General features: G+C 59.8%; 16 protein-coding genes and 1 pseudogene. 10 read left to right on the forward strand and 7 right to left on the reverse strand.

All coding sequences use genetic code 11. The features are described from left to right. Positions 1-19: 19 nt before the first annotated feature. Positions 20-439 carry a hypothetical protein gene (locus AOQ71_RS12440; protein ID WP_063958227.1) on the reverse strand — a complete coding sequence of 140 codons (420 nt, stop codon included), beginning with the start codon at positions 437-439 and terminating at the stop codon, positions 20-22. A 496-nt stretch (positions 440-935) separates the two neighbouring features. On the opposite strand from AOQ71_RS12440, the gene AOQ71_RS45035 reads away from it, so the two are divergent. The 3 genes from AOQ71_RS45035 (at position 936) to AOQ71_RS12455 (ending at position 2,819) form a co-directional block, all read left to right on the forward strand. Then, entirely contained in the window at positions 936-1,343 is a 408-nt protein-coding gene (locus tag AOQ71_RS45035) for a hypothetical protein (protein WP_057746586.1), read from the forward strand. A 100-nt stretch (positions 1,344-1,443) separates the two neighbouring features. Continuing rightward, complete coding sequence (locus tag AOQ71_RS12450; protein ID WP_057746589.1) at positions 1,444-1,653, forward strand: hypothetical protein; 210 nt, start codon at positions 1,444-1,446, stop codon at positions 1,651-1,653. Between the two features lie 131 nt (positions 1,654-1,784). Beyond that, a complete protein-coding gene (locus tag AOQ71_RS12455) occupies positions 1,785-2,819 on the forward strand; it encodes a glycosyltransferase family 4 protein (RefSeq protein WP_057746592.1) in 1,035 nt (344 codons plus the stop codon). 192 nt (positions 2,820-3,011) lie between these two features. Here AOQ71_RS12455 and AOQ71_RS12460 read toward each other — a convergent pair whose 3' ends face one another. Both AOQ71_RS12460 and AOQ71_RS47675 read right to left on the reverse strand, forming a co-directional pair. Further along, positions 3,012-3,239, reverse strand: coding sequence for a hypothetical protein (locus AOQ71_RS12460; protein WP_057746595.1), 228 nt, complete (start codon positions 3,237-3,239; stop codon positions 3,012-3,014). Positions 3,240-4,119: 880 nt separating this feature from the next. Next, positions 4,120-4,278: a hypothetical protein gene (locus AOQ71_RS47675; protein ID WP_245316854.1), complete on the reverse strand. Its 159-nt coding sequence runs from the start codon at positions 4,276-4,278 to the stop codon at positions 4,120-4,122. A 191-nt stretch (positions 4,279-4,469) separates the two neighbouring features. Between AOQ71_RS47675 and AOQ71_RS47680 the strand changes: the two genes are divergently transcribed. Both AOQ71_RS47680 and AOQ71_RS47685 read left to right on the forward strand, forming a co-directional pair. Then, a complete protein-coding gene (locus tag AOQ71_RS47680; RefSeq protein WP_057746598.1) occupies positions 4,470-4,655 on the forward strand; it encodes a DUF1236 domain-containing protein in 186 nt (61 codons plus the stop codon). Further along, positions 4,652-4,897: a hypothetical protein gene (locus AOQ71_RS47685; protein ID WP_057746603.1), complete on the forward strand. Its 246-nt coding sequence runs from the start codon at positions 4,652-4,654 to the stop codon at positions 4,895-4,897. Before AOQ71_RS47680 ends, AOQ71_RS47685 begins: the two co-directional genes overlap by 4 nt. Positions 4,898-5,097: 200 nt before the next feature. Here AOQ71_RS47685 and AOQ71_RS12475 read toward each other — a convergent pair whose 3' ends face one another. Continuing rightward, positions 5,098-5,535, reverse strand: coding sequence for a response regulator transcription factor (locus AOQ71_RS12475; protein ID WP_063958228.1), 438 nt, complete (start codon positions 5,533-5,535; stop codon positions 5,098-5,100). Between the two features lie 399 nt (positions 5,536-5,934). Further along, positions 5,935-6,108, reverse strand: coding sequence for a hypothetical protein (locus AOQ71_RS45935; RefSeq protein WP_162268351.1), 174 nt, complete (start codon positions 6,106-6,108; stop codon positions 5,935-5,937). 155 nt (positions 6,109-6,263) lie between these two features. On the opposite strand from AOQ71_RS45935, the gene AOQ71_RS45940 reads away from it, so the two are divergent. Further along, positions 6,264-6,524 (forward strand): hypothetical protein, encoded by a 261-nt coding sequence (locus AOQ71_RS45940; protein ID WP_057746606.1) that lies wholly within the window; start codon positions 6,264-6,266, stop codon positions 6,522-6,524. Between the two features lie 600 nt (positions 6,525-7,124). Here the strand turns inward: AOQ71_RS45940 and AOQ71_RS12490 are convergent. After that, positions 7,125-7,391, reverse strand: a complete 267-nt coding sequence (locus AOQ71_RS12490) for a DUF2934 domain-containing protein (RefSeq protein ID WP_057746612.1) — start codon at positions 7,389-7,391, stop codon at positions 7,125-7,127. 196 nt (positions 7,392-7,587) lie between these two features. On the opposite strand from AOQ71_RS12490, the gene AOQ71_RS12495 reads away from it, so the two are divergent. Together AOQ71_RS12495 and AOQ71_RS50230 are read left to right on the forward strand one after the other, a co-directional pair. Beyond that, positions 7,588-7,803: a hypothetical protein gene (locus tag AOQ71_RS12495; RefSeq protein ID WP_057746892.1), complete on the forward strand. Its 216-nt coding sequence runs from the start codon at positions 7,588-7,590 to the stop codon at positions 7,801-7,803. Between the two features lie 121 nt (positions 7,804-7,924). Beyond that, the gene (locus AOQ71_RS50230; protein WP_057746615.1) at positions 7,925-8,143 is read left to right on the forward strand and encodes a DUF6894 family protein; all 219 of its coding nucleotides are present in this window, start codon (positions 7,925-7,927) and stop codon (positions 8,141-8,143) included. Positions 8,144-8,152: 9 nt separating this feature from the next. On the opposite strand, the gene AOQ71_RS43115 is transcribed toward AOQ71_RS50230, so the two are convergent. Further along, positions 8,153-8,884, reverse strand: coding sequence for a Crp/Fnr family transcriptional regulator (locus AOQ71_RS43115; RefSeq protein WP_083514146.1), 732 nt, complete (start codon positions 8,882-8,884; stop codon positions 8,153-8,155). A gap of 256 nt (positions 8,885-9,140) precedes the next feature. Between AOQ71_RS43115 and AOQ71_RS12515 the strand changes: the two are divergent. After that, a pseudogene (locus tag AOQ71_RS12515) lies at positions 9,141-9,608 on the forward strand (ATP-binding protein); the annotation flags it as partial. 893 nt (positions 9,609-10,501) lie between these two features. Continuing rightward, positions 10,502-10,681: a hypothetical protein gene (locus AOQ71_RS12520; RefSeq protein ID WP_057746625.1), complete on the forward strand. Its 180-nt coding sequence runs from the start codon at positions 10,502-10,504 to the stop codon at positions 10,679-10,681. Positions 10,682-10,764 lie beyond the last annotated feature (83 nt).

A 10,764-nucleotide genomic window follows, 5' to 3' on the forward strand; every position in this document is an offset into this window, starting at 1 on the left:
GCATTCGGATCGAATGCTCTCACCAATGCTGGTAGTGCCGATGCCAGTGGTGCCGAACGACCGGATAGGAGCCGCGGTAATAGGCGTAAGCGGGGCGGACGACCCGACGATAGCGATAACCGTAGGAGGCCGGAGCCGTGTAGTACGTCGTCGTGTAGCCTCCGCCCCACCGATACGGCTCGTCGTACCCGTAATCGTAGGCGTAGGGACCGCCATAATAGCCGGCGCTATAGTAACCCGGGCCCTCATAGTAACCATAGCCCGGTCCCCAGCCGTACGCCGAAGAGGCGAGACCGCCGATCACAGCACCCGCAACCAAGCCGCCGGCGATGCCTGGTCCCCATCCGCCTCGCCAGTGAGCTTCGGCAGGAGCCGTAGTGGCTACCGAGGCGAGACCAAGGGCGCCGACCATCAGCGCCGACATAACAATCTTCTTCATCGAGTATCCTTTCGTAGTTCGAGCGCCCCGCCGACAACGGGAATAGGTAGCAAATGTTTCTGCTGTCCCGGCGGCGAGCGGGCAAGTGATGTTCGGCACCGCGGGGCAGCTTCGCTCGAGAGAATCGATCTGACTACTGGGGAAGGTCTGGTTCGGTTTAGTTCAGTTCATGGTGCGCCGCCAAAGCGCTCGATGTCATCGCCAGATGTGGCGAGTTAACTTTTTTGAATTCGCGGGGCCGCTTTCCGCAGTACGTTAACTCTTCTTGCCTGGGGGGCCCATGTTCGATCCGACCACAGCCGCGCTCTTGCGCGCCGTTTTCCACGAAGTATGTGAAAACGTCTCGCGCTACGAAACCGGAGCATGCACCCACTTGGCCTCAAGGATGCTAGGGGCGGCTACGAACGGCGGTACCTCGCCCAAGAGGCTGAAGCAGGTTGGACGCGAGGCTCTTCAAAACGCTTCGGTGATGCAAGGCTAGGTAAAGGGGGGCGGGGTGAACTTCCAAGTCACTGTGCTCAAGATCCTGGTGAGCTATCCCGACGGGTTCGCCATAATGGCGGACCTCAAGCGCGATATGGCGATCCTGGCAACGAGCGGGCGCGACTGGGCCGAGCGGACCAAGCGACTCGCCGCTCGCGTGCCCGCACTTGACATCTTCTCGCAAGGTTTGGTCGAGCGTCTGAACGGCGGCTGGCGTATCACCGAGAAGGGGCGAGCTGTGCTCGAATTGATGGAAGCAAGGCCTGCCGAGATAGGGACGCAGAACGCTGCACCCGGGGCGGAGCCTTCGGCTTCCGCCCCGTTGGCGTCGCCGCTTCTTGCGGCCAGGCGATCTGGCAGAAGCCGGCGCCTGCAGCGTCGTCGTGCGGCACGTGAGCGGGGCCGTGCCAAAGCGTGCTGAATGCGCGTGGTCTCCGCTGACTTCGCCTGCCCAGGAAACCGGAAACTTTGCCGACCGTCTTGAGTTGCCAGCGATTGGATCGGTCGCCGGGAGCGTGACGATGGTCAATGATGCCGTCTTGAAGAATGCCACGGAGACCGCCTGGACAGTTTACCGGGCGCGCCACCCCGACGTTGGCCCGCAGGACAGCCGACGCTGCCTTCTCGAACGCCATCTGCAAATGAGAGGGGAAGAGCGAGAGAGCGATACCGAAGAACTCGCCGGCTTCGGGATTGCCTACCTGGACCGGCTCCCCCAAGACGAATGTTGAGGAGCCTGAGAATGCTCGTCGCGCGCGTAGCCCGCGGAAGCACAAGGCCCTCTTGGACGCTGCTCGCGATCTCATTTATCATCTCCGCGGTCGCCGTGATCGGCTGGCGGACCGTCTTTGGTGACTGATCAATGCGGATCGCCCAGCTTGCCCCGTTGGCCGAGAGCGTTCCTCCGAAGCTGTACGGTGGCACGGAACGGGTGATCGCCTGGCTGGTGGACGAGCTGGTCGAACTCGGGCACGACGTCACCTTGTTCGCGAGCGGGGATTCCAGGACGAAGGGGAAGCTCCATGCCGTCTGGCCGCGCGCGTTGCGGCTGGGACGGAAGGGAGTCGATCCAAATGCCGCCTGCGCGCTGCTGATTGAAGTCATCGCAGAGCGCGCACGCGAATTCGACGTGATTCATTCACACGTCGACTGGCTGCCGCTGCCGGTGCTGAGCCGGACCGGCGTTCCGTTTCTGACGACCATGCACGGCCGGCTCGACCTTCCGGGATTATCCAACGTGATTGGCGCGTTTCCGGAAGCCCCCTTCGTCTCCATCTCGGACAACCAGCGCCGTCCCCTTCCGGAAGCGAACTGGATCGCGACTATTGCGCACGGGCTGCCACAGGAGCTGTTTAGGCCGTCCTACGAACCCGGTTCGTACCTCGCTTTTCTGGGGCGGTTAACGGCAGAGAAGGGACCTGAAGACGCCATACGCATCGCGCGCGCGGTCGGGATGCCGCTACGGATCGCAGCCAAGATTCCCCGCGCGGAGGCGACCTATTTTAAGAAGAGGCTCGAGCCTGAGATCGACGGAGAGAACGTCATGCTGGTCGGCGAGGTTGATGAAGTCCGCAAGCAACCATTCCTCGCGGGTGCCGCCGCCTTGCTGTTTCCGATCGATTGGCCCGAGCCCTTCGGCCTCGTCATGATCGAGGCGATGGCGTGCGGAACGCCCGTGATCGCCTATCGCTCCGGATCGGTGCCGGAGGTCGTGGAGGACGGTGTCACCGGCTTCATCGTGGACGGTGAGGAGCAGGCAATCGAAGCCGTCAAGGAAGCGGTGCGGCTGGAGAGAAGAACGGTCCGCACCCGGTTCGAGGAGCGTTTCGTTGCCAGTCGCATGACGAGAGAGTATGAAAGCTGCTATCACGAGCTGGTCGCTCGCGGGCGAAGTTGAAGGCCGTGTAGTGGGAGGGCCGGAAACGCAAGCGACCCGCCCGGCGTGCCGGACGAGCCATTCTGCAAAATCTATTCGGTCAGTGCATGTGAACCAGGAAATAGCCGACGCCACCGACTACCATGACGGCGGGAACGGCCCACAAAACCAAGACAGGCATGCTCTCCTCCAGTAGCTTGTCTTACTAAGCAACTACTGCTCGGTGCAGACCTTGGTGGTCTTCACGGCTGATTCGGCTTCCACCTTGGTCTTGTAAACGCCATCCCCGACGACGGTCGTGGTCGTGGTCGTCGGCTTGCTGTCCACGACAGTGCACTTCTTGGTAGTGGCGTCGCGGACAATGTAGAACTCGGCTGCACTCGCGGCCTGGGTACCGAGGGCAAAAGCGGCCAGAGCGCCGCACACGATCAGCTTCTTCATGGTGTCCTCCTCAAAGCAGTTCGTAAGTAGCACTGCTAACGAGGCGGGGTCGGCCAAAGTTCCACTTCTTCCCGGCGGTTACTCGCTGCTCGACCAGATGAAACGCCGAGCTTTCAGGTCGTGCACTTTCCACCGTCGATTACCTGAAGTCGGGAGCCGGCCAGCTTATCGGGCGGCACGATAACCGGCGTGAAATCCGTGTCCTGTCGGTGCGCGCGCTTGCAATTCGAGCAGACGAAGAGATGGGCGATCGTCGTTGTACGATTGTCACGCACGAGTTCGGATCGAAACCATCTCATGGCTATGCGACAATTTAGACAGCTCGGATTGTCCAAGTGCCCCAAGGAATCCTTTAGTCGTTTCATCGCCGCGGGCCGCCCGTTTGTTGCGACATTAGCAGCTCGCAGAGTCCCGGAACGTATCAAAAGATACACAAGCTTCAGTCATGCGCTGGATTTCGAAGGGACGCGGCGACGACGGTCAGTCCGAAGCTGTGGTGGAACGCGATGTCATGCAACAGGTAGGGCACTGCACTCTATCCCGTTCGACTCAGGCTGCGACTCAAAGCCGGCCTGTTGATTAACCCGCGCTTGCCATTCCGCGAAGCAGCATTCCCTGCTCGCTGGAAATAATCCCAGCGTCAATCCCAGGTAATTGCCGAGATTCCCCGATTTGGAACCGGAGGCCGCGTCGACTTCGGCGCTCGCGCAGTCTTCTCCGAGCACGTCAAGCTCAAACCCGTCGGCGACGCAGCGTCAGCAGGATTCCACATCGAACACGTCGCCATCGGCATTGACCACGTCAACCGGCACGTCGCCTGGATCCGCGCAGACCAATCCTCCGACTAATTCCGCTCAGACCAGCCTCCCTCCTCGACCGGTCAGACCGCGGCGGGCTCGTCGCTCAATTCCGGCAACGGCACCAATACGTTGCAGGCGCCTGCTTCGAACAATTCGACCGCCCAGGCTCGGAATCCCTCCAACCAGAGCGCGACGCCTTCGAACCAGGCGCAGACTAACTCGCCGTCGAGCACGAACAATCAGACGCAGAGCGCCAACTCCTCCTCGGGCACCAACCAAGCGAATCGCCCACGGGCGGCGGATCGACCAACACCGCGCAGCAGCCGAACAATTAGCAGAATGCCGCCGATCGTTGGTCGAACACCAACGTGAAAGCCGCGGTGAACATCAACGATCAGCAGCGGACGCGCATCAGCGCGTCGATTCGCACTTGAACGCCCAGCCGCTGACCAACGTGAACTTCTCCCTGTCGGTGGGAACGGTCGAGCCGCGCGACGTACGCTTGCAGCCGTTGCCGGCCGAGGTCGTCGAGATCGTGCCCCAGTATCGAGGCTACAAGTTCGCCCTGGTGAAGGACGAAATCGTCATCGTGGAGCCGCGATCCAGAAGGTCGTGACGGTCCTACCGTACTCTGTCCGCTCGACCGCATCGGCCCCGCTGCGCACTGAGCAGCGCAAGGTAACGTTTAGCGACCGCGATCGCGAGGTCGTCCGCAAACATGTCAAGGCGCGCCCAGTTGAACGCGAAAGTCGCACGACCGGCAGCACCGTTCGGACCGAGATCCGGACCGGCGAGCGCGTGCCAATCCAGGCGCTTCTCGCCAAGATCGAGGCCGCGCTAAAGCTGCTCGGCGCCTAGGATTCCGCCGCTTCCAAAGCCGACGAATAGCGCACAGCGAGCGATTTCTAAGCTAGTCCTGAAGGAATTTGCGCTGGGGACGAAGGCCCCAGCTCTGGGGCTAGGGGGGCTATGAGCTGGGACCAGTCGGGGTCGCCCCTTGGGGCAGGGGCACTGGGAAAACTTGGAAAAGGCGCTCTCGTTCCTAGTCACTGAGAGGTTTAGTCGGCCTCCGAGGAAGAGCGCAGCGGAGGCTTTCGATCCGATCGGTGCGGCGCAGCCGCCAGAGGAGCTGTGGGCTGGGCTGGCCCCTTGATTTCGACGAGCTCCTTGACCGCCCGCACGATCTCTTCGGGATGGAAGGGTTTCTTCACGATGCGGCTGCCCGGGACGGGGCGCGGGGTGACGGGTGAGAAGCCGGTGGCGTAGATGACCGGCAAATCGGGATACTGTTCCCGGTATCGTTCTGCGATCTGCCATCCATCGACCTGCCCGGGCAACCTGACATCGGTGACTAGCGCGTCTGCGACCCGACGTTTGCACCAGGCGAGCGCCTCCTCTCCCGTGCTCGCGTGGATCACGTGATGGCCTGCATCGCGCAAGGCCTCGAAAAGGAATTCGCGGATCAGAGGGTCGTCCTCGACAAGAAGTATGCTCACTGTTCGCTCTTAAAATCGCTTGCGTTAATTAAGCAGTCGAACGGCGAAACGGGCCGGTCGTTCCTTGAATCCATGGAGGCTTGCACAAAGGTGGGGAAGTTGCTTGGAGTCCAGCGCCGTAAAATGCAGCCTGGCCCGCTGACGCAAATCGGCTTGAGTGGACGATCTGCGCCGGAGCGCGAGGCGTTGCGCAAAAGCGCCTCCGATTCACCATGCGAAGATGACCTGACTCGGGAGAACCGGCCCGGCGGCTATAAGCTATAATCGGAGCTGGCGGCATGAGTGCACACTCCGGACTGTTACTGTTGCGAAGTCCGGAGCAGCTAGGCACTATGGGTTCCGCCTTTCGGGAACGGATGAAGAGCTTAGCCTGAGGGATAGGCTTCTCGGTTTGTACACTCACTCATGCCGGCGAAAAATGCCGTCCTTCTTCGCGGCGCTGGCTGCGAGCTTCTCCCATTCTCGAGCGAGGCGCAGCCAGCCTTCTTTGTCCTCCTCACTCGCAGATTGTTCGGCCAAGCGACCGCACTCCTCAGCTCTCTTTTTGAAACGATCTGCGTCAGACAAAACCACGGCACTTCCTCGCCAGCATCAACTTGCGAGCTGTGAAGAGCGTTCCGGCGCCTGGTCGACGATGAAGGCGTTAAAGGGGGTCGATGAACCGCGAGGGTAGCAGCGAACTTTCCTTCTAAGTGTTAAGGCTCACTCATCTTGGGAAAAGGCGAGATATGGTAAAACTCACCGGCTCCAGCGCGTCCGCCGATCCGTACTCCCCTGGCGATCGTTCCACTGTGGTGTTGGTGGCTGACGCGAGCCTTTTTTTTAAGAACAACAAGATCCAGGTGGCATGCGTTGAGCCCACCTTGCGAGGCTTGACCCCGACCGTGTCCTTGAGCTTGGCCAATGATGCCTTGTCCATGACGGACGACTCGACGGCGGTGCTTGCATCAAGAGATCGTAGAGCTTTCGGCCAGGCTTGTACCGAATGATGGTCGAGAGACGAACGAGCCTGACAACCTATTTCGTGACATGCCTCAATCGTTCTTCTGCCTCAAGATCTAGGCAGCGTGAAAATCGCGGCCCCCGCCATGCGGGAGACGGTTCAATGCATTCCACTAGACGTGTGCAGTAAGCTTCTTCCAGCCGCCTTCGAATAAGGACACTTCCGATCGTTTCCAAGGAAGACTGCTGTTCAAGGCTTTTCGAGAGTTCAACGCTCTGTCTCTTGTAATGCTTGATGGCCGCTGCGAGGCATTCTGATTGCGCCGCTGTATCGGCTCTGGTCTGTAATGAGCTTGCTGCGAGGGCAAATGAGATCGACAAGGCTGTCAAATATCGTCGACGAGATTGCGAACTAGACATGGCTTTCTCGTCATCGGATCGGGCGCCAACGCCGTTTGGTCAAGAGCGCCCGTTATCCTCACTGCGTAGGGAAGCAGGAGGGTTAGTGCCTCGGCGATGAACGTGCTGTGAATTTCGACGTACGGGTCGTTAAAAGCGGTTAATCTATCGGGTCGGTGGGCCATCGCGAGATTGGGATCCGGAGACGTTCACGGGTTCGAGCTCTACGCTTCCATGCGCGCGGTCCTCTAATCAGATGTCTCGTCGGATCGCCCCCTGATTTCCCGCTCCGCCTGCAGCCAGAAGTCAAGGTCACGCCCCGCAGGGCGCCCGGCCTGCTCCCAGAGCTCACGTGCCCGTATCTTGATCTGTCGATCTTGAGTGGACGGGAACAGCCTCTGCCTAAGTTCGTCGGCAAACCGTCTCAGACGGCTGGCAGTTCTCTCGTCCCGAATGTAGGCGGCCGCCTTCGTGGCCAACTCGATTTGGTGCTCCAGCTTCGCCCGCTCGTCCATCTGAGCCGCTCCCGTCCTACTTTGTTGAAGACGACGATGGCGCCCACTTGTTTCGCTGGCAGGGCTTACTTCTACAAATGTTGAGCGTAGTGTTCACTTTTGTACACAAGAGGCTCTTAACCCCTTTAAGCCAATGCACTGTACCCGCGCTGAATACCGGCATAGCGTCTCTCCGCTGGTCGCTGGAGAGGCAGGCATGGGCGAGTTTGAGGAACGAGTTCAAGCAAACATGGACGTCGTCTTGGAAGAGGTCTGCGCTGAATTGCCGAACGGCGGCGATCACGAAAGCCGAAAGTATATCGCCGAGCAACTGATCCGGGCGGCGCGTGCGGGGAAGACCTCTCTCGGCGAGCTGACCTACGTCGGCCGTCGCGGCCTCGTTCACCTGAAGAACACGCCAAGGTCAGCCTAACTGTTCCGGAGCTAATGGCTCGAGCAATGGCGACTTAGGTGCCGTAGCTCCCAAACCGAACCGAGAGAGGGGCTGCGACGGTTGCTGCGGAACATCTCCGGCGGTAGTGCATTGCCGGCCAATGCAGAGGTACTACTTTCATTTTGAGGGGAGTCGCCCCCATACGGATGAGGCTGGCGAGCTCCTGAAGAGCGATGAAGCGGCCTGGGATGCCGCACTCCGGCTGGTGCGCGATGTTGAGAATGGGTTACGACCAGGTGATCAGTGGACACTTTGCGTGTTCAGCGAGGAGAGACCCGTGTTTATCCTCAGGATGACAACAGAACGCTGCCGCCATTAGCAAGAGGGGTCATCTTTTGGCTCCCGCAAAAACTTCAGCAAAGTGCTTTTTGACCCATCTGTTGCACGAGCACGATCTGCGATGAAGCGCTTCGAGGTTGCGAACGGTAATGCTCCCGCGAGCAGTCTCGAGAATGTCGGCAGCTTTGAAGTCCTGAAGGACGCGGCTCGCGTAGCTTCGACCCACTCCAAGTATGCCGGCAAACTGCTCATGGGTGAGCGGGACGAAAAGTTCGCCGGTATGTTCGACGAGCTCGATTAGCCATTTCGCCGCGCGTTGCTCGATGGAATGCGCCGCGTTGCAGGCAGTTGATTGAAATGACTGCGCCACGAAGCAGTCGGCATATTTTGTGAGCAGTTGTCGCAGCCCATGAGATTCTTGCCGCGCCTCATGCAGCTTGCGGGCGGGCAGCCTGACCAATGGACCGGCCATTTTTACTTTGATCCGAGAGTAGGCTGGCAAAAGCCCGCGACTGACTGCGCCGCCCGCGGCGCCTTCGCGTCCGATCAGGAGGACTTCGATCTCTCGATCATCACCAGCCTCGACGGCAAAGGAGACCAAGGTGGGACCACAAGGGAAATAGACATTGTCGACTGTGTCGCCTGGATGATAGAGCGCTTGCCCCGCTCTCCCAACGATTTCCTCGAGGTGCGATCGAAGGATATCGAGGTCCTCAGGGGCAAGAGAACGCAGCAGATCATTTGCTGGCGTGCCATCCGTTTTTCTTTGCACAGAAATCATCCACCTGCACCCGCTAATCCGCTAGTGAGCGCCTGCTTTACGTTCCGGCCCCGGAACTTACAGTACCAAAGTGCACACAAGAGAATGTTGCCCGCGACTTATTTGCTCCGAAGTTGGAAATACTTTTCTGCGTAAAGGCTCTCTAGCCTCCGCACCCCACGTAAGCGCGCTGTCCGAATGCTGCAGTTCGATGGCTTTATATCGGCTGCATAGTCGCAGCGGATGCAGCGCCGAACGTACGCCGATCAAGTAGACTTTGGTTAATGATCTTGCTGGCAGTGGCTTCATCGCACAGGAGCGCAACTTCGTGCTGGTCGGCGGCACGAGCACCGGCGACCCACTTGGCCATTGCCATCGCCAGAAGCTGCATCCGAGGGCCCGTGGCCGCTCGTATAATGTGATCGACCTCGTAACCGCCTCGAGACCGAGTCCCGCAGCGGTCGGCAGCGCCGGCATGCCGAGCATTTGACGAGGATGGACTTCGTCGTCCCGAAGCAGCGCGGAAATCTGCACTTCGCCCAGTCCGGAGGCCAGCTTCTGTTCTATCTGGTCAGCCGCCTCTACGAGCACGCTTCCGTCATCGTCACCACGAATCTCCGCTTCGGCGAATGGCCGAGCGTGTTCGGCGATGCGAAAGATGGCCACCGCGCGGCTCGATCGGCTGACCCACCACTGTGGCATCGTCGAGACGGGCAAAGACAGTTGGCGGTTCGAAAGCCGAGACGAGGATCACATCATCCCCGCTCTCTCGCCTCCGCTATCCCGGCGAGCTCCGACGAGACAGAGCTACCGCCAACCCCCGACCGTACGGAGGGGGGAAAATTGGACGCGGCGAGGAGTCAATTTAATTTGGAAGCCGATTGACAGACCGGCAAAGTTAAACGCTGGAGCTGCTCGAGCGTGCCGAGCGGGAATTCATAGCAGAGTTCAATCAAGGCTAACTGCGTCGCGCCGCACTAACCGACCAACGGCTTTAAGACGAAGTGGGTAAGACGTCGATATGTCGGCGGTCGATGCTACTGGCTCGAAGGCCGATAGAGCCTGCGCGCATTCGCAGATTAGCGTACGGCCGAACGTCACGGGTTAGTAGGGTGGGCGAAATGGCGGGGTTCGGCACTGCATGTTAACAGCTTTAACCCGACGAGCGACCTGCCATTCACAAACGGTTCATAGGCCTAGCCTTAATCCGCCTGCTTTCCAGCAAGTAGGTAGGACGATGAGTTCCTTTGATCCGATGGCTCCTGCGGTCGATTGACTTGATGCTTATCGCGCAAATGGTCGTTCGCTCGATGATCTGTACACTGATGATGCGCCGATACTATGCGGGTGCAGTGGTGAAAAGGCCGTATGGGGCTCGCAGGATCGAAAGTCCTATTGGGGTGCAAGGCTTGTCGACGGGCTCGCCGGAGATGTGGTCGATCTTCCGACCGCGGCTACGATGTCGTGGCTGTCACTTACCGAACCGCTGTTGGCGTCGTAAAGGCGATCCTCACATTCGACGCGAAAAACGGTGTGATCTCTCATCATCGCTGCGGTCAGCTCTGATGGCAGACGACTTCTCGTTAACGTCCATGGAGCCCCTTTCTATAAAGGCGTCCACAGTCCGGAGGACACGCGATGAAAGACATGCAAGCCAGCCTTGAGAAGCTTCGCACCGATGCAGCAGAAGCGGCTCTGGTCCGTGACCTCGCGACCGAGCCCGACAAGAAAGCCCTTTACGCCCTCCTGGCGGAACACCTGTGCAATCTTGCGGACGAGGTAGAGAGGGCAATCAGGCGGCAACGTGCGCAGTCCTGAGGGGGTCGTTATCTCGCCCCACCCCGTAGCTCACGTGCCAGAGCGCCGCTTTGTCCGCTTCCCGAGAGGTCCTTGGTCGTTCA

This window comes from Bradyrhizobium manausense (assembly GCF_001440035.1).
In the GTDB taxonomy this organism is placed as follows: Bacteria; Pseudomonadota; Alphaproteobacteria; order Rhizobiales; family Xanthobacteraceae; genus Bradyrhizobium; species Bradyrhizobium manausense.